The 23146-nt window shown below is 40.9% G+C and carries 10 protein-coding genes; 1 reads left to right on the forward strand and 9 read right to left on the reverse strand.

All coding sequences use genetic code 11. From position 1 onward, the window contains the following. Window positions 1-70 precede the first annotated feature (70 nt). Together K319_RS0112590 and K319_RS0112595 are read right to left on the reverse strand one after the other, a co-directional pair. Window positions 71-11095, reverse strand: a complete 11025-nt coding sequence (locus tag K319_RS0112590; RefSeq protein WP_027383919.1) for a discoidin domain-containing protein — start codon at window positions 11093-11095, stop codon at window positions 71-73. Between the two features lie 168 nt (window positions 11096-11263). Next, window positions 11264-11791 carry a hypothetical protein gene (locus K319_RS0112595; RefSeq protein WP_027383920.1) on the reverse strand — a complete coding sequence of 176 codons (528 nt, stop codon included), beginning with the start codon at window positions 11789-11791 and terminating at the stop codon, window positions 11264-11266. 322 nt (window positions 11792-12113) lie between these two features. Here K319_RS0112595 and K319_RS0112600 point away from each other — a divergent pair, with 322 nt between their 5' ends. Continuing rightward, the gene (locus K319_RS0112600) at window positions 12114-15068 is read left to right on the forward strand and encodes a ligand-binding sensor domain-containing protein (protein ID WP_027383921.1); all 2955 of its coding nucleotides are present in this window, start codon (window positions 12114-12116) and stop codon (window positions 15066-15068) included. Here the strand turns inward: K319_RS0112600 and K319_RS0112605 are convergent. From K319_RS0112605 to K319_RS0112640, 7 genes are all read right to left on the reverse strand, one after another. Beyond that, window positions 15061-15696 carry a response regulator gene (locus tag K319_RS0112605; RefSeq protein ID WP_027383922.1) on the reverse strand — a complete coding sequence of 212 codons (636 nt, stop codon included), beginning with the start codon at window positions 15694-15696 and terminating at the stop codon, window positions 15061-15063. The genes K319_RS0112600 and K319_RS0112605 overlap by 8 nt on opposite strands. Before the next feature lie 891 nt (window positions 15697-16587). Beyond that, complete coding sequence (locus K319_RS0112615; protein WP_027383924.1) at window positions 16588-16794, reverse strand: YgaP family membrane protein; 207 nt, start codon at window positions 16792-16794, stop codon at window positions 16588-16590. 53 nt (window positions 16795-16847) lie between these two features. Next, the gene (locus K319_RS21655; RefSeq protein WP_169712670.1) at window positions 16848-17018 is read right to left on the reverse strand and encodes a DUF6132 family protein; all 171 of its coding nucleotides are present in this window, start codon (window positions 17016-17018) and stop codon (window positions 16848-16850) included. Then, window positions 17002-17307 carry a polysaccharide deacetylase family protein gene (locus K319_RS0112625; RefSeq protein ID WP_027383925.1) on the reverse strand — a complete coding sequence of 102 codons (306 nt, stop codon included), beginning with the start codon at window positions 17305-17307 and terminating at the stop codon, window positions 17002-17004. The genes K319_RS21655 and K319_RS0112625 overlap by 17 nt, the downstream gene beginning before the upstream one ends. 21 nt (window positions 17308-17328) lie before the next feature. Then, entirely contained in the window at window positions 17329-20556 is a 3228-nt protein-coding gene (locus tag K319_RS0112630) for an efflux RND transporter permease subunit (RefSeq protein WP_027383926.1), read from the reverse strand. 90 nt (window positions 20557-20646) lie between these two features. Then, window positions 20647-21735: an efflux RND transporter periplasmic adaptor subunit gene (locus K319_RS0112635; protein WP_027383927.1), complete on the reverse strand. Its 1089-nt coding sequence runs from the start codon at window positions 21733-21735 to the stop codon at window positions 20647-20649. A gap of 67 nt (window positions 21736-21802) precedes the next feature. After that, entirely contained in the window at window positions 21803-23110 is a 1308-nt protein-coding gene (locus tag K319_RS0112640) for a TolC family protein (RefSeq protein ID WP_027383928.1), read from the reverse strand. Window positions 23111-23146: the final 36 nt, after the last annotated feature.

Raw genomic sequence — 23146 nt, forward strand, 5'->3', positions numbered from 1 at the left:
TCTGTTAATAAGATCAATTCTTTCCGCACACACATCCATGTGTGCGGACAAGAACTGATACATCTGTTTATTAATCAGGACAAGCCTGCTTACTGAGTACATACCATCCGTAGCTCACACCGCCATCTTTGGTGGTATAGACCTTAAGGGCCCTGTTGGAAAGATCCATCACGATCATCCCTTCCACCGGAGAAGTAAGAATAGGAGTCGTGTCATCATCTGCCACCGGTCTGAGGTCTGGTACACCCTGAGTACCAAAGTCTTTAAATCTCACCCTATTGATCACCATACCTTTGGTCTGGGCTTCCAGGGCTATCCAGCCACCTTTGCGTACCATCGGCCAGTTGTCTGCATCATCTGCACCGGCCCTGTCCAGGGTACTTATTCCCAACTTGGTGTCCAGTGGCGCACCGGTGGTAACCGGCGGTTTGTAACATACTGAAGTAGCGGTAGCAAAAGACATATAGTTAAGAGAAGGTACAATGCCCCCGGATACATAGAAAGCATAATAGTCTGTCCCATTGATGGTCTCTTTGCCGCTGTTGGCAATTACCGAAGCAGTACCGTCATTCAGCTTGGCTGCTGTAGAGGCATAGATAAGTCCCACAGAGCTGGCAGCTGCACTTCCGAATGCCGAAACAGGATAATAAATACCAATCTTATCGGCAAAGTTTCCTTTGTTCTGCACCTTCCACACCCTGCTGAAGCGCTTGCTGTATGTAAGACCGTTGGCTGTTATGTTGCCCGTAGTTACCTTAGCGCTTAGCAGACCGTTGTCATTACCCCATACCAGATACTGCATATCCGAGCTGAAGGTATTGTTGTTGGCCGTATTGGTTGCCTCTGCAGCACCGAGTGCCACCAGCATCTGGCTGTCACTGTCGATTCCAAGACTTCCTGTGTTCACACTCTGGCTCTGCTTCTGATTGAGTGCCGTAAGGTCATCTCTACCGATCCCTGCGATATTATACTTATACGTATTATCCGCCGTCCAGCTCGTGTAGCCGTCTGATGCCAGATAGTCCTGCGCAGTCGACTGATCCATTGTAATCCCGTATTTCAGGGCCAGATAGCTGTTCACTTTCCGGAGTTCCGTGGGAGTAAGTGCTTTTGAGTACTCTGCCACTTCCGGAATCTTACCGGTAGTGAAGGTAGTCTGGTTGTATGCAGCACCCAGGGCAAGACTTCCCGCTGTCCAGCTGGTGGCATTGGCTAACGATGTTCCCGGATTACCATTTACGCCACTGAAAAGGTTTCCTGTGGTACGCCAGCCCGAATAAAGGACTGAAGATCCGATTCCCGCCAATGTATTGCTCACCGAAGTGCCATTGCTTAGAGACAGCATAGCGCTGCCCGGGGCAGAAGAACGGAACTGAAGCATGTTATTACCTGTTCCTTTAGGCTCCAGGAAGTAGCGTGCGCCCGCGCCTGCAGGTGTGTCTGACACTGCGAAAGCTGCTACTGCCGGTTGATTACCGATTCCCAGGTCGCCTGCAATATCAAAGTTCTGCGATGCAGTACTGCTGAAAGCAAGCACAGGGTTGAAGTTCATATTATTCGCTGCATTGTTCTTGTACACCGGCTGTTTTGCTGGGGTTGCCTGGGTCCCGTGGCTGTTGTTGGTACTCTGGTCATTCCACTGGGCTACGGCTGTGTCATCCACAGTTGCCGAAACGCCGTCGTCTGCCCGAAGCCATAGATTCTCTCCCACAACGCCTCCTGGTGACTTTTTATAATAAGCCATCGTAAAGTAGAAGACAGCAGTGTTCGTGTTCGGATCAAGGTTCACCTGCGCAGCAGGAATCGTGAAGGTGCTATAGCTTACCGAATTCACCGTTACAGTACCATTGCTGGTATAGATTCGGTTGTTCGTGGCAAATGTGGCATCCGTGCTGTAAAGCAGTGATGATATCTTCAGATTCTTGATATAATTGGCTGGGATAAGCACCTGAATATCTTTAGACAGATTGTTGGTATTCTGCACTTTCCATACTCTTGTCAGCCTATCCTGATAAGGATATACGGAAGTGAAGGCCGTAGTGGCACCGGTAAGAATATTGTTGTCTCCCCAGACCAGGAACTGGCGGTTGTTCTCAAAACTGCCAGTATTGGCATTATTGCTCGCCACCACGCTGCCAAGACCGATAATCACCTGGTCACCACTGTTCACACTCTGGCTCTGCTTCTGGATAAGATCACTGATATCATCCCTTCCGATTCCGGCGATATTATTCTGATAAGTCGTATCGCCTGTCCAGAAAATTTTGCTTGCAGAATCCATATAGTCAAACGGTGTTGTGGTGCTTCCCACCAATGTTACCCCGTATTTCAATCCTAAATAAGAATCTATACGCTGTTTTTCATTGGAATTAGGAATCTTATTATAATACACCACTTCGCCAATAATACCGTTCCAGTTTTCTCCGCCGGACTGACGTGTTCCTATCATTCCTGTATTCAGCACAGTATTCACCGTGTAAGTTCCGCTTTTTATCGGAAGTGCATTGTATGTCCCATAAATTGTATTTACTGATGCTGCACCATAAGACAACACTGGCGTATTGGACGCATACGGACTGTTAGAATTATACGGGTAGAAATCATTGCCAAAGGTGGTTACCAGAACTTTGTCACCCGATCTCATCAGACCGAAGTTCTGACCGGAAACACCACTGGTACCATAGCTGGTGAGCCACTCGAAGGTGCCTCCGGTAACCGAAGTTCTTCCTACACCGAATACCGATCTTGCAATATCGCCGTATGCTAACCCTGCATCGCTGAAGGACATAAAATCCGGTGACGGAGCTGTTGCATTGAATGTGAAAGACTGGTTGAAGTTCAGCAATGAAGTGCCGGAGACATTGTACGCAGGCTGGTTATCCGCTACACCCTGTACTGCATCAGCGATAGTTGTCTGATCTGCCCAGGTAAGCGTATTACCGGTGGTCACATCCCTGTCTGCACGGTACCATCTTGCCAGGTTATCCGTTACACCACCAGGACCCGTAAGTGGTGCCGCAAATGTAAAGTAGTTACTTGTAGGTATCCTGATCCCCGGAGTAATTCCATTGTTCAACTCTGCATAAAAAACGCCGGATGAGAACGTAGGGTCATCACTATAGATCAGATATGTTGCTCTTGCGTTATTCACACTAACATACACATCCTGAACCGTACCGTTCTGCTGCACTTTCCAAACGCGGTTCATAATGGCGCTCAGGCTGTTATTGAGCCCGGACTTCAGTCTAAAGCTTGTAGCCTCGCCATTGTGACCTGTGATAAAGTAATATTTATCATTTGCGATATCCGTATGGCCACTGGCACCGCTTTGGTTGTTATTTGTAAAATTACTATCCGTGCTCAGCGTGATGATATCCGACACTGGCATCTGGCTTTTCGTAATGCGTTGATGCAGTGCTGTGATATCGTCCCTGCCAATACCGATCACATTGTTCTGGTACACAGCATCGCTCTCCCAGATACGAACGGTACTATCGTAACTGGCCAGGTAATCTCCTTCCTTAACAGGGTTTGATACGTCCTCTCCGGATGTTCCGTCACCGTCATTGTCACGACCTAATGTAATTCCATATTTCAGCGCCAGGTAACTGTTGAGCTGGATCCGCTGTGTTGCCGTGATGTTTTTCTTATACACCACAAACTCGCCGAAGACCCCTGTAAAAGGATTATAATCTTCCCTGTTCCCAGGGACATCGCCCAGACGTATCACGCTGCATCCGTTGTAAGTAGTGCTACCTGTAAAATTCAATACATTATTTCCGTTGATGAGTACGTTTGACCCGTCAGAAACCGTATTCCTAAACGAAGCCATGTTGATAGTACCATAACCACTGTTACCGCCGCTGTAACCAATTGAATTGTTGTCATTGGTAATTTTAGTAGTAAGCAGGGATCGCTCATCAAGGATACCTCCCAGGTCTGTACCCCATACATCCTGCTCCTTCACTGCATCTGCCTTGTACATAATAGCCACATCGGCATCAGGTGATGATACACGGGAGATATCTGCCTGGATCATGCCCCAGGTCCAGCCTGTACCGGGTCCAAAGCCTGCTACACTGTTGTAGTTGAAGGTTTTGCCCAACGTCATCTGACCTGCTGAGCCTGCCATACAGTCATTGATATCAAAACGGAGATTGTTGCTATTACCGCTTTGATCAAGCCAGGTCTGAGCGCCTGTAAGACCGATATCGCCGCGAAGCCATACCACTTCATCTTCCACACCGCCAGGCCACTTCATAAAGGTTGCAAACGTAAAGTAGCTGCCACTCGGTATCTTTATTCCGTTAGTAGCTCCTCCGAATAACTGTACATAAGTTACGTCCGTGGAGAATGCAGCATTACTACTGTACACCAGATAGGTAGCCAGATTGTCCGTCGTACTGATATAGACATCCTGTGCCGTACCGCTCTGCCTTACCTTCCATATCCGTTTCATCAAGGCATTAAGTCCATTGCTCAATCCGGATGTTTTGGTATAAGAAGTCGGACTGTTGTTATTACCTGTGACAAAGAAATATTTATCATTGATGATATCGGTATGCCCGCTGGTACCGCTTTGGTTCGGATTGGTAAAATTGCTATCGGTGCTCAGCGTGATAATATCCGCCGCAGCCGACTGGCTGGTCGTGATACGCTGATGGAAGGCCGAGATATCGTCCCTTCCGAGTCCCACCACGTTGTTCTGGTACACCGCATCGGAAACCCAAGTTTGGGTATTACCGTCACTTGCCAGGTAATCGCCTTCTTTAATAGAGCCTGATATTACTTCACCAATCTTATCATCTCCATCGTTATTTCTTCCGAGCGTAATACCATACTTCAGCGCCAGGTAGCTGTTGAGCTGTATGCGCTCAATAGACGTCATATTCTTTGTATTATAGACTATGTACTCGCCTATCAGACCTGAAAATATATTTCCAGCACCATGGATATCACCCAAACGCATGACCGCACAACTTGGGTACCTTGGATTTCCCGTAAAATTCAGTCTGTTATCACCGTTAACCACTACATTGGACCCACCAGCAACGAAGCCATTAAATGAAGCGATATTGATGGTAGCAGCCGCAGAGTTTCCTCCCGGATAAGCAATACCATTATTACCATTGGAAACCTGAGTTGTTGTCAATGATCTCTCATCCAATGCACCGCCAAAATCGGTACTCCACACATCCTGAGCTATTGCAGAATTAGCTTTATAAATAATGGCCACATCCGCATCAGGCGATGTTTCGTGAGAAATGCTGGTCTGGGTATGTCCCCAAGTTCCTCCGTTAAAACTTGCCACTTTATTGAAGTTCAAAAGACTGTTTAATTCCATCTGTCCACTAGTAGCACCTCCGCAGTCACTGATGTCCCACCTAAGATCATTTTGATCCGGATCACCACTCTGATCCAGCCAGCTCTTAGGCCCTGCAAGACCTGCATCGCCGCGAAGCCACAATTTTGGATCTCTTACTCCACCTGGCGACTGCTTATAGAAAGCCAAGGTCATGTAGAACGAAGCCTGGCTGATCATTGAAGAAGGAACAGTAAATACACGATAAGTCAGCGAGTTTATTATCACAGTGCCAGGAACAGGGTTATACGCCTGATAAGTGTTGTCTGCAAAGTCTTTATCGCTACCACATAATAAGCTGCTGTTAGAAGGAACAAGTGTCAGCGGAACAAGCACCTGAACATCCTGGTCAATTGCATTTGTATTCTGCACTTTCCATACCCTGTTCAGTCTGCTGTTGTATCCGGCAATTCCAGTAAAAGATGTTGTACCGGCTACATTATTATCGCCCCACATCAGGAACTGCATGTTGTTAAGGGTTCCGGTATTGGCTGCATTGGTAGTTGCTACCGTGGAAAGCCCGATAATAAGCTGACTACCAGTGCTTGTAGACTGAGACTGTTTTTGCAATAATGCGGAAGCATCATCTCTACCGATTCCTGCAATATTATTTTGAAAATTGCCGTCTCCTGTCCAAATCGTCCCTCCTGTACTGTGCAGATAATTCACAAAATTAGAAGTATTACCTAATGTAATTCCATATTTTACCGCAAGATAGGAGTCAACTTTCGTTCTGTCTGTTAAATTGGTTAATCCACCATTACCATAGATGATAACCTCGTTCATATTTCCATTAAGGTAAGCACTGTTATATTCATACCAGTATCCTAGGCCTATACTTCCTTGTGAAAATTTATAGGTATTATTGGTGGCCGCACCATCAGCAATACCATTTAGATATTGTTGGTTCACCGTTCCTCCTCCTATTCTTCTAAAACCTAAAATATTAGGAATGGATGACATAGAATTTCCATGAGTAATTACTCCTCCATTTATAACCTCCAAATAGGCTCCACCTGTGGTTGAGAGACTAAACTGAACCCCACCATTACGACCGCATAGATAAAATCCTCCATTAGTTGGTTTTATCATCGCGAACATATCGAAATTTTTGGGTGCATACGATGGATTACCTACATCTCCTGCCATTCCAAAACTATCGGAAGAATCAAATGTAAATGTTTGTGATCCGTTAAAGCCTAATCCGGGATTGAAATTAATATTATTGTTTAAATATACTGCCCCATTTCCTCCATTTGATGCTACCCCTGTAACCTGATTGACCCAGTTGGTGGTTGTAGCATTGTTGGTAGTGGTTGTGGTTCCGGCATCTGCTTTTGTCCAAAAAGTAAGATTGGTAAGCACCCCACCCGGTGCCGTTACAAAGCCGGCAAAGCTGAAGAACTGCCCGGATATGAAGTCTACACTATTCTTTGTTACATAATATTGTACACCGCCGATCGTTTTCAGTTCCATATCGACAGGGGTATCATTGCCATCAAAGGCTGCATCTCCGCTGATCAACAATGAAGGCTTAGAAACTCTGATAGGCAACTGACTTGCCGGTATAGCTACTTTGACTAAACCTACAGTTCCGGTTTCCTGTACCTTCCAGACTCTTGTTGTTCTGTAATTGGAGCTACCAAATGCAAATGGTGTTGAAAAAGTGGTGCTTCCGGCATCAGAACCCCAAACCAGGAAGCTCTTATCAGCTGTAAAATCGTTGAGATTATTCGCATTGGTATCGGCAATGTCCCCATTACCGATGATTGGTTGGATATCGGTGTTGGCCGACTGAGGCTGAGACTGAGATTGTTTCTGGTTCAATGCAGAAGCATCGTCTCTACCGATACCGGCGATGTTGTTGTTATAGCCGCTTATCGTATATATAGTCGTAAGACCATCACTTGCCAGATAATCATGAAGTACGGTTTGACCATATTTAATTGCCAGATACGTTTGGACCTGTTTCTTTTCGGTAGGTGTCAATGTTTTATTATATGTCATCATTTCAGGAAAGTTTCCTGATATGAAGTGATAATAACCAGATCCTGCTCTGAAACCTCCTACCATATAACGAGGTGTAGTTCCTGCAGTAATAGTACCCAAAAAAGTCCCTGTAGCATTACTTCCTCCGTTTAATGCATACGACAAATTGCCCGCTCCGGAGGCTGCATTAAATATGCTTGGGAAATTATTCTGAGCTAATCCTGTATTAGAAATATATGACGAAGAAGTAGGAAAGTGCATCACAGTATTCTCTAATGAAAGCCTGTTATTACCGCCATCATCTGATATCTGAAGATAAACTTTAGCATTATCTCCTCCTGCAAGATTTAATATCCCAAATACATCATTGCTTTGACTACCTAAAACATTTAACAGACTCGACATTGTTCCATCCAAAATGTCAGAAGAACCATCAAAGGTAATATTGGGGTTAAAATTCCAGCCTTTAGTTGTAAAGGCAGGCTGGCGATAGTCTGCTTGCTGTGTCAGTTGTACAAGATCAGAATTACTCGCCTGATTACTCCAAGTGCTTACCTTACCATTAATTAAAGTGGTTCCTTTATCTGCTTTGAACCAACTTGTTGTTCCCAACACCCCTCCAGGTGCTGTCACAAATGCCGCAAAGCTGAAGTACTGTCCTGAAGAGAAATTGATGTCCTCACTAAGAGCTGTTACATAGTATTTTACTCCCCCTATTGTCTGTATTGTCATTGAGAAACTTTGGTCGGTACCATCAAATGTAGTATCGCCACTTACCAATAGTGTAGGTTTAGTGACACTTCCCGGAAGGTCACTTACTTTAAAAGCTACCCTTACCTTGCCTACAGTTCCGGTTTCCTGTACTTTCCAGATTCTTGCCATTCTGCTGTTCAACCCGCCAAAAGGAAAAGGCGTAGCAAAATTAGCACTGCCGCTATCAGAGCCCCACATCATGAAGGTCTTATCGGCAGCAAACCCGTTTGCATTGTTGGCATTGGTATCTGCGATATCGATATTGCCTATTATAGGCTGGGCACCATTATTGACCACTTGAGACTGCGACTGCTTTTGGTTTAATGCAGAAGCATCATCTCTACCTATGCCGGCAATATTGTTCTGATAGGTAGCATCAGAAGTCCAGAATTTTGATTCATCAGAAGCTATATAGTCTCCTTCATTAACACCTCCGGAAATTATTTCTCCAGAAGTACTATTACCATTGTTATTACGGGATAGTGTTGTTCCGTATTTAATAGCCAGATAACTGTTAATACGCAACATACTTAAAGGAGATAATGAATGGTTTGCATTATAAACTATCACTTCCGGGATTTTCCCATCCATGACCCGCGCGTTTTGGCCTCCCGTAGTTCTTCCTCCAATCTCAAAAAAATTGCTTGGAGAAGAATCTGAATTTGAAGGTGTTCCACTCGTAAATTCAGTCCCATCCCTATAAATTCTACTATTCAGTAATCCATTATCTTTATAAATGCCAATTCCTAAACTTGGCTGATTTAATGGTATACTTGCTTGTGCACCATAATAGGTACTTCCATTGGCATCTGTCTCCCATAGCCAGCCACCTGAATTATTCTCCCTGGCTAAAGTTTTAAATTGGGAAGAAAATATTCCCGCAAATGAACCAGCACCTGTTGGAGCAGCCAGACCATATATAGTTAAAGCACCAGACCATGTGGAGGTACTGGATGTATAGCCTTGCAGCCTTCTTCCCGAATTATAGTTATATACCACAGACGGATTAAAGTTTACAGCGCCTGAATCCCAGACAATAGAATTGTCAACCGTACTTGTATTAGAGCTATTAAGCGAAGTAGCTTGTGTAGTTATGGCTGTATTGGCTGTCTGGTCATTCCATGTAGAAACATAATTGCTCGCTGCATTGTAAGAAACTCCATTGTCAGCCTTTAACCAAAGCGCTGCTCCCTGTACGCCCCCAGGTGCCGTTATAAATCCGGCAAAGCTGAAGAAATCACCAGAAGTGAAATCGACCAATACCACATAATAATCTACTCCGTTTATGGTTTCCTTTGCCATAGTCCTGATGCTGGTGTCATCAAATGTAGTAGTATTGCTAACCAATAAAGCAGGTTTCGTAAGTGCACCCGGCCACATGCTTACCGGTACAGCTACTTTTACCGTGCCAACGGTTTTGGTCTCCTGCACTTTCCATATGCGGGCCATTCTATTATTCAGTTCGCCAAAAGCAAATGCAGTGGCAAAGGTTGTGCTACCCGTATCTGAACCCCAAACCAAAGCTGTTTTGTCTAAATTGAAAGTGCTGATGTTTGCGGCATTGGTAGCGGCAATTGTCACATTCCCAATCACCGGCTGAAAACCACCGTTTACAGACTGAGACTGCTTCTGATACAACCCGGAATCCTGATTGTCCCGCCCGATACCGGCGATATCGTTATTATATCCATCATTATAGGAATTGCTCCAAACAATAGTCCCATCCGAGAGCTTGTAATCTGATGGCAAAGTGGTTCCGTACTTTAAAGCGAGATAAGACTCTACCTTAATCCTTTCATCTGCCGACAATTCCGTACGAAAGATGATCACTTCTCCCATCTTACCATTGTAAAAAGTACCTCCACCAGCAGAGCCTATGTACATCGGCTTATTCTGCCCATTGTAGTTGTTCATAGTGGTACCAGAAGCGATCTGTGTTCCGTTCCGTCTCAAGGAAGTTTTTGTGGGTAAGCCGGCATTATTCCAGCCTGTCCAGATGTAGGGCGTGTTCACAGTTCCACCCCAAGGTGCCTCAATTCTGCTTGTATTGATTCCATCCCAGTACACATAACCATTCCCCCATGGGGCGTGCAAATTAAACTGCGAATCTCCACCGGAATTGTTTTTGGCCATTTCAAAGAAGATCGAACTGTTTTGTACATTACCTACAGCACTGACCACAAACGCTGACACATTGGTGTAGTTTCCCGTTCCTAAAATACCGTTGACATCGGTAAATTCATTATTTGATCCGTTAAATGAAATCATAGGGTTAAAATTGACCCTAGATGATGCACTATTCAGATACGTTGGTCTTTTGTTATTATCGGTCTGTATCATATGATTATTGGCCCCGCTCTGGTCCATCCATACCGACGCCGCAGAATTGTCTGCAGAAACAGAAGTCAATTTCTTAATGACATCCGCACGCATTGAAGGATGGTCATTAAAATCTGTAACAGTAATACGAATGTAACGTGCCATAACAGGTGCAGAAAAAATATTGATAACTTTTGTACTCCGGTCTGTATTTCCCGGAAAAGCAGACAATACGGTAAACGTATCGTTAATATTATTACTGTTCAAATAGCTTATAGTATAGCTTTTTACCCATTGATCATAATCATACCTTCCCTGGGTTACTACACCGTATATTGTTTGGGAAGATCCTAAATCGAGCGTCAGGTATTCACCATTGCTTTTATTACCAGCAGCCCAGCCACTCGTCTGCGAATCAATTACCGAGTTAGCAGTAGAAAAACCTGAATAAGTGCTACTGGCGGTACGATTGGCTCCCGGCACCTGAAAATAATCAACGGTATTAACTCCGTTATCCGCCTTTAGCCAGAGTGATGCACCAGAGACCCCGCCGGGACTCTGCGCATATATAAGACCTATCATCAGAAACAGCACAACAGCTATCGACCGCGACAGGAATATTTTAATTAGAGCTCCTCTCTGAGGAGGCTCATAGATTGTATTTTTTTTCATCAAATTAGTTATAAATAATTATTAATTATTATTGCTAACAGTGAGGAGCCGCTGCAGAAACCGCCTGTTCATTACCACTATTGTAACCTAAATCCACCTCTTTAACGGTGCTTTTAGTTAGTTATAAGGGTGAATCATCAATACAGTTTTTTCCAGGGTCCCCACCTCTCAAACTAATATGGGCGGTGGGCGGCAACAAAAAAATATTGAGATCTTATCTAATGAGAATGAATCGTAAACGGAGAATAGAGAACCTCCTCCGTTGTCCTGAAAATGAAATGAAAATGAAAAAAGAGATTTTAAAAGCAGGAATTTCAAGCCATATCCGCCCGATAAAACAGCCATAGAAGAAGAACTTCTGGAAATACCAAATGTATAAATGCTTCCTGAACCAGTAGCCAAAAACTGTTTATCATACACCACTTTCTCCGCTTTCTTTTTGAAATTTTTGTCTCTAAGCCGATCTGAAAGTGATTTTTCTTTACTACTTCTTTTTTTTGCTTTGTAAATTTTTGATTTTAAAGCCCCTGAGGACCCTACAGGCAATTTCAGGGCACCATCAAAAACGACAACTGTTCCACTTATGATGTGAATGTCCGGGTTATTCTCAGAGAAAGACTGTCCGAAAATGTTAAATGACAGAAGACAAAGAATTAAAACTTTTGAAATGCCTACCGAAAATACATTTGCAAACATTTTATTGTCTATATCCACCGCTGTCCAATTTTAGATTAAATAATTTGTGCTTCAATAAATACCTTAAGGCCGAACGCTATAAAACAATGGTTATCAGCGAAATAAAAATCATCATTTGCATTTTTTAAAAATCAGGTAATGTGTTTTTTATAGCAATAACCTATATATGTTTACCTAATTTTACTTCAGCAAATCTAAAGCGCTTAACCTAGAGTTAACTTAGAACTTATATGATTTATAAGCCGAATTAATACTACGTGTTGTAGTATTAATTCTACACAGGGAACATTATTTTTTATTTTCTTTTGCAACATTTTATGTTATGAAACAATTTTATCTATTCAGTTTTCTCATTTTTTTCTGGGCAAAAAGCCAGTACACCAACTTCTACGAAAGATGGTACAGCAGCCAGGAAGATAAACTTCCTCAAAACACCATAAAATCTATCGTGAAGGACAAGTACGGTTTTCTGTGGATATCCACAGACAACGGCCTGGTCCGTTTTGATGGCACTTCGTTCAAAAAATATGATATTACTGTACCCGGCGTTGAAAACAGAACCATCCTTATAGACGGCAGTGCGTCCGATGACTGGCTGTTCACATTTTACAACTCAGGAGAAATACCTACCCTCATAACAAAAAGAAATGCCTTCACCGTAAACGACAGCTGTGGAAAATCCTTCAGAGATCTATCCGTATATGGATTTGAAAACCTGCAAAGGCTTTTGGAACACAATATGGAACATATCAAAAAAGACAGGTTTCATTTTTTCATAACCAAAAAAAAGTTCTATCTCCTGGATAATTATCATTTGTTCTATCAAGATAATGGTGTTAAAAAATATATTACAAAATGTGATGACTATTTGCATTATCGTTTTTTTCTGCTGAACAACAAATTGTTCTATATCAGGAATCCAAATAAGATTGAGGAAATCAACCGTGATGGTTCCAGAACTCTTTTCACCTTACCTCTGAAAAATAATCCTGAAAATGCCTCCTATTTTATCAATAATGCCAATCAGCAGGTCTTTATCCGATCAGGGAAAAAAATCTACCTTATTGAGTATTCTAATAAAAAAATCGTAGCAACCCCGATCTATGAGAATGAAGCTATCCGTAAACTTTCCCTATCAAGTATCTATTATGAGCAAAAGGACAGAACTCTTTTCCTGGGAACGAGTACCAAGGGTTTGCTGGTGACCAGAAAGCATTTTATAAATATGGTCAGCAATTCTTCAAATAATATTTTCAACGCCATCGAAAAATCCGGAAACAATGTCATTACCAGCCAGGGTGAATTGTTGGATGAAAAGGGCATCAAGACTGTATTACCTTTTCCAAAAGGGCCCGACAACTATGGAATCATAACGACAGCAGATCCGCAGGCCTATGTTTTTAAAAGAAATGAGATTCTTTACCATTATTTCAATAACAAGCTGACACCACTTTTAAACTTTGGAATGAACCATTCGTCCATATGTACAATTTCCAAGGGAAAAGATCAAAAAATATGGTTATCTGCCTGGCAGAAAAAAAGCTGCAAACTCGGGTACATTATCTTAAAAGAGGGAAAAATCCAAGAGCTGAAATTCTACAGCGTTCCCATGCCTATAAGAGGTATTTTCGATCTTGGCAATAACAAACTGCTTCTGGCATCAGAAAGCGGCCTTTATTATTTTAACAGTAATACAAGGGTGATACATTGCCTGGTCCCCAAAATCAACTTCAGAAGCATCAATGGTAATCCGGATAATGTGGTCTGGATAGAAAGCTATGGCAAGGGTCTGTACATGTACAAAGCCGGGAAGGTATATGGTCCGCCCAAAATGAATCAACACACGTTTTCTTATGTGCATTGTGTAATAGATGATAATAAAGGCTATTACTGGCTCTCATCCAACAATGGATTATTCCAAATAAGAAAGCAGGACCTGATAGATTATTATTACAGGAAAGTAAGTGATATCTATATACAGAAATATACGCTTGCAGATGGTCTCCTCACAATGGAGTTCAACGGAGGAAGTAACTCCAACGGGCTTAATTTAGCTAACAACATCGTTTTTCCTTCCATGGATGGCCTTGCATTTATTAATATAGATGAAGCCCGCCCGGTATTACCGAGTGAAAATTTTTACATAGACAAAATAAATGTTAATGGTCAGGAAATATCTGCAAAAGAGGAAATCAGCCTGGAAAGAAATTTTGACAACCTAAGAATCTTTCTGGACTATACCAACTATGGAAATATAAAAAATGACCGCATCGAGTATAAAATAGATAACAAAGACTGGCAGCGCCTGGATGAGACCAGAAGTCTATATATCAATTCCCTATATACCGGAAGGCACAAGGTAATATTCAGGAAACTTAAAAATTTCTCATCGGATCACATTTACAAGACCATAGTGCTGACTGTAAGACCGGCTTACTGGGAAACCACGATCTTCAGGCTTTTTATCATTCTGAGCTTTCTGACCATTGTCTATTGGACCTATTCTGCAAGATTAAAAAAAATCACCCGAGAGAAGATGTTACTGAACAAAAAAATAGAGGAAAGCACCATAGAACTACGGAAAACCGTTACGTCATTATCGGCCACAAGAGAAGAACTCTATGCGCAGCTTATCAGGAAAAAAAAATTTATAACCACTATAACCCACGATATCACAACGCCCTTAAAATATATTAAGATGAGTTCTCATTTTCTGCTTGACACGTCAATTCCCTGGAACGAAAAGGAAAAAATCGTGCACTCCATTCAGGATTCCATTTCTAAGATCACTTCTTTCATAGAATCTACGTTGCATTACAATAAAGTTTTTATAAACAACAGTTTCAGTAAAAATGAAAAAGTTTACCTCAAGAAATTTATCAATAAAAGATCGTCGTTCTTCAATGCAATTGCTGAGTTTAAACAGCTGGAAATAATTAATAAAATCGATAACAAAATAGTTCTTTATACAAATCCGGATGTACTAAGCATCATTGTTCACAATATAATAGACAATGCCGTTAAATATACAGATTCCGGATATCTGGAAATCTCTGCTTTATCCTCCGCTGGCGGGCTTATTATTTCATTCCAGGATACCGGGATTGGAATGACAGCGGATGAAATTGCAATCATTAATGATCCCGGCAGAGAATCCGACCCAAAAGTTGGCATGAGGATAATCAAAGATCTATTACCGCTTATCAATTGCAAAATGCAGATAAACAGCAAAAAAAATGAAGGAACAAAAATCCTTCTGGAGTTTGACGCTAATTAATTTTCAAAATCTCTACCAACGCAGGTATATTATTGATGCCCAGCTTCTCGAATATCCTCATTTTATAGGTACTTACAGTCGATTTCTGAATATTGAGCGACGATGCTATAAAAGTATTTGAATAACCGTAAGCAAGCAGTCTCGCGATTTCCAATTCACGGACCGATAGCGTATCAAGATCATTTACGCTTTTGTTTCTCACCATATTTTCAAGTAGCCGGTCTTTCAGCTCTTCACTTATATACTTGCCATTCTCAAAAAATCTGCCAAGCGCATACACTAGCTGATGTTCTTCGGTAAGCTTGCTCAGAAAACCATTGGCTCCAGCCTTTATATATTTGAAAGCGTAGATGTTTTCATCAAGGGCCGAGAAAATCAGTATTTTAATTTCATCATTATTAATTGAGCGCAAATATTCGACAAAAGTCAGGCTGTTGCCTTCAGGAAAGTTTATATCTAAAATAATATAGTTGACAGAATTATTTTTGACAATTGAAATAGCTTCATTAATGGAAGCAACGTCAAAGACCGTAGGATCGCCAAAATACTTTTTTATAAGCAGATATACACCTTTTCTGACAATGCTGTGATCATCAACCAATAGAACGGTTTGTTTACTGATATTCATTTTTTCATATTTATGTTATCTCAAAAATAAGTAAAAACTTCCATCTCCTGACAAAATATTTCCATTAATGGTCTTTGATCGTTCTGTTATCTGGAAACAAGTTGAATTGATCTATCTGCTCATTATTTTATGAAAAATAATAGCGTCTTTATTACCAATATCACTGTAAAATAAACAGATAAATTTTCGGTATAACAGAGAAGTAACATAGTTATAAGTATTGACCATAAACGCCGTAATCGTTTTCATTTTTCACAACCAAATGAGCCAGGAGTTGATAATCAAATTGCCGATCCTTTTAGTGGGATAGCTGCTATTTCCTTTCCATCGCAAATTATTCCAGTCCTAGACCTTATAATTTGGGAATCCAATTTTCATTATTATTTAATTACTTTCAAAATCTTGGCAATAATAGATTCCAGTTCACTTTTACAACTGTCGACCTTGCGGAAGCCATATTTACCCACTTTACTGAATATTGGCAGAGAATTGATAAAATCTTTCTGAGACAAAAAATCGTTAAAAAAATCTTAATTGAAATTAATCATAATCCGTTCCGTATTTTCGGAAGTAATCTAAGGACATGCACCTGACCAGGGCTAAGAAAAAAATTGTCCCATCCTCTATTTCCCATTCCTGGAAATCCACATAATGAATTCCTGTACCTTTGCTTACATAAAGAATCTAAAAAAAAATGTTTGTGAGGTGTTTTTAGAATATACAAATCTTCTTTCACAAGCTCACTGAGATTGTGTACCGCAAAATTATTCTTCTGATTAACCTTTTTTCGGATATCACAGGACTTAATTAATGGTATATTCATAGAAGTTGAAACAATAAAATAAAAACCCTTCCATTAAGATAATGAAAGGGTTACAATTTAAAAAAAATTCACACAGAACAATTTCCGCCGTCTTTTTTAACGCCGAGCTTATTGAGAATCATATACATTAAACACCAATCAGTCAAGGCATGAATCCACATATTGACTCCCACAAATCCTGTAAGCCAAAACCAATTCTGATCGACATAAATTCCTAATAATAAACTCACTAAAATGAGGGTTCCTGCTACTGCGTGTACTATTCTTGTTTGCATAATATTCTGTTGTTTTTAATTAATCAATTAATACTTTTTTTTTTTCCGAAAGCCTATACAAGCAGACAACCCATTATTGCTCCATAAAGGATACTGCTGAAAGGACGGGAAGTGATTGCACAGTTTCCTGTACTGCAGATGAAGTAATAATACAGATACCCTGCAACCCCTCCTGTAAAAGCTCCGATAAGCGATACGAATCTCTTTTTACTTAAAATTTTCATTTTCTAAATTTATCGTTGCCATATGAATCTGGGAAACGGTTTTCTGCTTTTGATTAAATTCGTTGACGCTTTTATAAATATCGTCAATGCAATTGCAATCGGAAAAAACCGTGAAAAGCAGGGAATTTACTGCAATATCATCTTTTCCGAACCAATTGCTCATTTCGTTTTTATTGTTTTTAAAACCTTTTACGGATTGATAGGAAAAAGATTTCACTCCCGAATGCTTCAGGATATCAATGACATCTGCTTCTAATTCCTCTATTGTGGTGATTAATAATAGTTTCATAAGATGAATGTTTAATTGGTTTTATGCTTCAAAAAACTTGTCGTCAGATTCTGACTTTTTCTCCCATTTTTTCTTTTCGGTAGCATAGTAAACCAACGGAACGACAATCAAAGTCAAAAGCGTGGAAACAATGGCTCCGAAAACGAGTGATATTGCCAATCCCTGGAAAATCGGGTCAAAAAGAATGATTACGGCTCCAATTACTACCGCACCTGTTGTTAATAAAATCGGGGTTGTTCTCACAGCTCCGGCTTCAATAATGGCCTGCTTCATGGGAATTCCCTCTTTCAGACGAATTTCTATAAAGTCGATTAAAAGAACGGAATTTCTTACCATTACACCCGCTAGGGCAATCATTCCGATAAAAGATGTAGCCGTGAAGAATGCCCCTAGAATCCAGTGTCCCAGTACAATTCCTATAAGGGAAAGCGGAATCGCAACCATCATTACAATAGGTGTTTTGAAATTCTGGAACCAGCCGACAATCAGCATATAAATAATAATGATCACGACCGCAAAAGCAGTTCCCAAATCACGGAAAACTTCCAATGTAATTTGCCATTCTCCGTCCCATTTCACCGTATAATTGCCCTCGTCTTCAGGTTGGTTCATATACAATTCATTCATTGAATATCCATTCGGAAGCTGGATTTTTTTTAGTTTTTCTTCCATTCCGAGAATCGCATAGGCCGGGCTTTCCAGTTTTCCTGCCATATCGGCAAGAACATATACCACACGCTTCTGGTCTTTTCTATAAATGGTTTTGTCCAGCTCCTTTTTTTCTGCTTTCACAAGGTCACTCACCGGAACCAAGCCCGTCTGTCCTTTGATTTTTAATCCTGTAATACCCTGGATACTGGTTTTATCTGCATTTTTTAGCTTCATTACAATATCTACAGGGTCGTTGGATTTTTCATCATAAAGATTTCCAATAGGATATTCACCTATCAGGTAAGTCATATTTCCAACGATTTGCTGAGGAACAATACCGTTAAGCATTGCTTTTTCTTTATCAGGGACAAGCTTGAATTCTTTTTGAGGCGCTTCTACCATCCAGTCAACATCTACGACATCATCGGTTTTCTTCAGAATATCTTCTACTTGTTTTGCCACTTTTATCTGGCCTTCGTAGTCAGGTCCGTAGATTTCTGCTACAATTGTTGAAAGAACCGGTGGCCCCGGTGGAACTTCCACCACTTTTACATTAGCTCCGTATTTGGCAGCTATTTTCTGAATTTCAGGACGGATGTTTTTAGCAACATCGTGGCTCTGTGCATCTCTGTCTTCCTTATGCAGAAGGTTCACCTGAATATCCGCCGTATTACTGCTTCCACGCATATCATAATGACGAACCAATCCGTTGAATGTAATCGGAGCAGAAGACCCGACATAATTCTGATAATTCAACACTTCCGGAACAGTCTTCAGGTATTGCGCAATATCCTGTGTTACCGCGGATGTTCTTTCCAGTGTTGTTCCTTCCGGCATGTCAATCACCACCTGAATTTCATTTTTGTTATCAAAGGGAAGCATTTTTACAGCCACCCATTTGGTAAAAAATGCAGCTACGGAAATCAGCAGCAAAACAACTGTAATCCCCATCATCATCCATCTTTTTGATTTTGAATTTAGGAGTGGCTGCTCTATCTTTTTATAAATTCTATAAATCCTGCCGGTTTCCAGACCTTGCTCTTCTGTGTATTCCTGTTTGTCTTTTACTTTCAGCAAATGATAGCCGAGATATGGTGTAACCGTTAATGCCACAAAAAGAGAAAGCATCATTGCGATAGAAGCTCCAATTGGCATCGGCGACATGTAAGGCCCCATCATTCCTGATACGAAAGCCATTGGTAAAATCGCAGCAATAACCGTAAACGTTGCTAAAATGGTAGGATTTCCTACTTCATTAATGGCATAAATTGCAGCCTGTTTAAACGGCAGTTTTTTCATATGAAAATGCCTGTGCATGTTTTCAGCAATGATGATGCTGTCATCTACTACAATTCCGACCACAAAAACTAATGCAAATAATGTAATCCTGTTCAGGGTATATCCTAAAATATAATAGCTGAATAAAGTTAAAGCAAACGTCAACGGAACCGAAAAGAATACTACCAAACCTCCTCGCCAACCCATTGCCAGCATTACCAGAACAGTTACTGCCAAAATCGCGACACCAAGGTGCATCAACAACTCAGAAACTTTGTGTGAGGCGGTTTCTCCATAATTTCTGGTGACTTCTACATGCACATCATTCGGAATGAGATTTTTCTTTAATCCTTCTACTTTGTTTAGAATCTGTTCAGAAATTTTCATTGCATCAGCGCCTTTTACTTTCGAAACTGAAACGGTAACCGCCGGATATTCCGATTTAAACTTTTTACCGTTTTCTACAGCATTTCCATATCCGAAGCTTACATAATTCGCAGGATCGGACGCTCCGTCTTTTATGGTTGCCACCTGCTTCAGATACACCGGCATATTCTGCGATGTTCCGACAACCAGATTTTCCACATCTTCAGCTGAGTTGAGAAACTGACCTGTCGTTAAAAGATATTCCGAATCGCCTGAATCAAACCTCCCCGATTGGGAGCTTCCGTTATTCGCCTGAATCATCTGCATTACGGAAAGGGCGTCTACACTCAGTTCAGCCATTTTATCTTTATCTAGAATCACCTGCAGCTGGCGGTTTCTTCCACCAATCGTTTTGGTAAGAGACACATCTTTTATTTTTTTGATTTCAGAAGATAATTCCTCTCCTATCTGGCGAAGCTGAAAATCATTATAATGAGGATTATCACTCCACAAAGTCAGTCCGAGCATCGGAACATCATCAATGGAACGTGTCTTCACCACCGGTTCCATTACATTTTTTGGAAAAATATTTTTATTCTTCATCAGCTCATCGTAAAGCTTCACATATGAACGTTCCGTATCTTCCCCTACATAAAACTGAACGATAATCATGGCCTGTCCGTTCATTGCCATCGAATGAATATGCTCTACTCCCTTGATGTTGGAAATAATCTTTTCCAGAGGTTTTACGATGCGGCTTTCCACCTCTTTCGGACTGGCGCCTGGGTAACCGACCATTACATCCGCCATCGGAATAATAATCTGAGGTTCTTCTTCTCTTGGTATTAATGTAGAACTGTATACCCCGATAATCATCAAAGCAATCATCAATAGAATTGTTAACTTTGAATTGATGAAAAACTCGGCGATACGTCCTGCGAATCCTTTTTCCATAAAAAATATTTTTTTTATGTAACAATGAATCAATCTAACAGTGTAACAATGATTTTCATTGGTAAATTGATACATTGATATATTGTTACACTATTTTACTTGCACTTTTGCCCCGTTATACAATTTCCCTGTTGAAGAAATGATGTACGATTCTTCAGGATTTAAACCTGAAAGGATTTCAATCTGATCTCCGATTGTTTTTCCTGTCTTCAGCCATCTCAATACTGCCGTATTTTGTGAACTGACCACATAAACGCCTGTGAGCTGACCATTTTCTACCAAAACAGATTTTGGAACCATCACACTTTCCTGAAAACTCTGATTGATTTTCTCTGAAGATTTGATAGGAAACTGTACATTCACAAACATGCCCGGAAGCAGATCTGCAGCATTGTGAATATTGATTTTCACCATATATTGTCCACCAGTATTGGCTGCCGATTTGCTGATTTCGGAAACCGTTCCGGAAACTGTTTTATTCAAGGATTTCAGAGTGACCTGAACGGACATTCCGTTATTGATTTGTGTGATATTTTGCTCGGAAACCAGAACCTGCGCCTGCAAAGATGACGGTGATTCTATCGTAAGCAAAGGCATTCCCGGACTTGCCATATCACCCTGCTCTGCAAATTTTGCCGTAATAGTCCCGGAAATGGGAGCTGTAACGTTGGTATAACGATATTGTGCATTGACTTCGTTTTTCATCTGTTGTGCAGCCTGCAACCCTGCCTGTGCCATTTCGTAACGGGCTCTCATATCGTCCAATTCTTTTTGGGAGGCACTTTGGGATTTATACAAATTCTGGAATCTCTCGTAATCTTTTTTGGCAATATTATAATTGGCCTGAGCCTGGGAAATCTGTGCATTGGCTTGTCCGCCTTTTGCCTGAATATCAGTGGCATTGATGCTTACCAGAAGCTGCCCTGCTCTTACGTTTTGTCCAACTTCTGCTTTCATTGCAGTGATATAGCCCATCATTCTTGTGGAAATATTGACGGAATTTTTTGCAACCAGTTTTCCGCTGGCTGTGATAAAAGTACCGTTCGCTCCTGTTGCCAACTTATGAACGGTTACAGAAATAGGAGCATCGGTATTAACCGCAGATTTTTCCTGGTTCGAGGAACAGCTTTGTAAAGTAATCGCTGCTAGAATTAATGTTGAATAAATGTATCTTTTCATTGTAATTGTTTTCTTTTTTTTGAAACCTCATAGGTTTTAAAAACCTATGAGGTTTGTTTACAGTTGATTATTTCTTCAAAAATTGCAGATAAGCAATTGCCGTGTTATGCTCGAAAATAGCTTGCTGATATTCCAGTTCTTTTTGGGACATCAACGTTTCGGCAGAAAGCAAATCCGCTGATTTCTCCAAGCCTTGGTCATACCTGTTTTTCCTGATTCTATAGGCTTCCCGGCTCTGTTCCCAAGCTTGTTTCGTGAACGTAACTTTGGAATCTGCATCCTGAACCGACCTCACTGCTTTGTTGAGTTCTAACTGACTTTGCTTGGTGTATTGCTCGATTTCGGTTTGGGCTTTATGGAGTTCGGATTTGTATTTTTCCCGTTCGGATTTTGACTTCAGACCATCGAAAACATTCCACGATAACTGAAGTCCAACCATATATCCATTGGCATCAAATTGCGCAATTTTGTTGTCGTACATTTCCCAGCTTCCAAAAGCGTTCAGTCTCGGAAGAAACTTTGCTTTGGAAGATTTAATCATTAAATCATAAGCTTCCAACGATTTATTGTACGCTTTCAAATCCTTTCGGGAAGTATTTAATGAAAAGTCGTTTTCAATCAAATTTCCATTATATTCCAAAGGTTCGGTCGGTTTTAAAATTTTGTCTTTTGAATCTTCATTCAACAGAAAATAGAGATAATCCGAAGCATTTTTGATATTGGAATCTGCCAACTGAATCTGGCTGTCGATTTCACTAATACGAACATCCATATACAAAACTTCCGATTTCTGAATCATTCCGTTTTTGAAATAATTATCGATGACCTTTTTGTTGGCAAGTGTCGTTTCCTTTGCATTTTCCAGCGTTTCTTTCATTTTATACGCCAACTGAAGCATCATATAGGCTTTCTTCAACTCAAACTGCACATATTCTTTGGTGCGTTCGGTTTTTATGTTCAGAACATCGGCTTTTATTTGTCCTGCTTTCTTCTGATACACTGCATCCATATTGATAATCGGCTGCTGAACTTCAACTTTTGTCCCAAAATTGGAGATGCTTTTTGGACTGTTCAGATTATCCGGATTGAAATCCATCATTGTAATACGTTCCTGATTCAGCTTCGAGCCAAACGCCATTAAAGGATTATTGGTATTGGTAAAGGTGTAAGATGCGGTCACATTCGGAAGATACATTGCACGTGTTCCGAGAAGTTCGGTTTGAGCAAGGCTGGCTTCGCTTTTTGCCATTTTGACCTGAAGGTTTTCGTTGAGCGATTTGGCTTCAATTTCGGTTCTGGAAATCATTACGGTTTGCTGTGAAAATACCGAAGTAAAAAAGCTTGTTGAAATGATGAAGGTGAACACTTTTTTCATTCTTTCTAATTTTAAGACAAAATTAGATTGGCGGAA

The organism is Epilithonimonas caeni DSM 17710 (assembly GCF_000426465.1).
In the GTDB taxonomy this organism is placed as follows: domain Bacteria; phylum Bacteroidota; class Bacteroidia; order Flavobacteriales; family Weeksellaceae; genus Epilithonimonas; species Epilithonimonas caeni.

Excerpts from the sequence above, each read along its gene's own strand:
- K319_RS0112605 (WP_027383922.1), bottom strand. The coding sequence starts at position 15,696 with ATGAATATCAGTAAACAAACCGTTCTATTGGTTGATGATCACAGCATT.
- K319_RS0112590 (WP_027383919.1), bottom strand. The coding sequence starts at position 11,095 with ATGAAAAAAAATACAATCTATGAGCCTCCTCAGAGAGGAGCTCTAATT.
- K319_RS0112625 (WP_027383925.1), bottom strand. The coding sequence starts at position 17,307 with ATGAAACTATTATTAATCACCACAATAGAGGAATTAGAAGCAGATGTC.
- K319_RS0112635 (WP_027383927.1), bottom strand. The coding sequence starts at position 21,735 with ATGAAAAGATACATTTATTCAACATTAATTCTAGCAGCGATTACTTTA.
- K319_RS21655 (WP_169712670.1), bottom strand. The coding sequence starts at position 17,018 with ATGAAAATTTTAAGTAAAAAGAGATTCGTATCGCTTATCGGAGCTTTT.
- K319_RS0112595 (WP_027383920.1), bottom strand. The coding sequence starts at position 11,791 with ATGTTTGCAAATGTATTTTCGGTAGGCATTTCAAAAGTTTTAATTCTT.
- K319_RS0112640 (WP_027383928.1), bottom strand. The coding sequence starts at position 23,110 with ATGAAAAAAGTGTTCACCTTCATCATTTCAACAAGCTTTTTTACTTCG.
- K319_RS0112630 (WP_027383926.1), bottom strand. The coding sequence starts at position 20,556 with ATGGAAAAAGGATTCGCAGGACGTATCGCCGAGTTTTTCATCAATTCA.
- K319_RS0112600 (WP_027383921.1), top strand. The coding sequence starts at position 12,114 with ATGAAACAATTTTATCTATTCAGTTTTCTCATTTTTTTCTGGGCAAAA.
- K319_RS0112615 (WP_027383924.1), bottom strand. The coding sequence starts at position 16,794 with ATGCAAACAAGAATAGTACACGCAGTAGCAGGAACCCTCATTTTAGTG.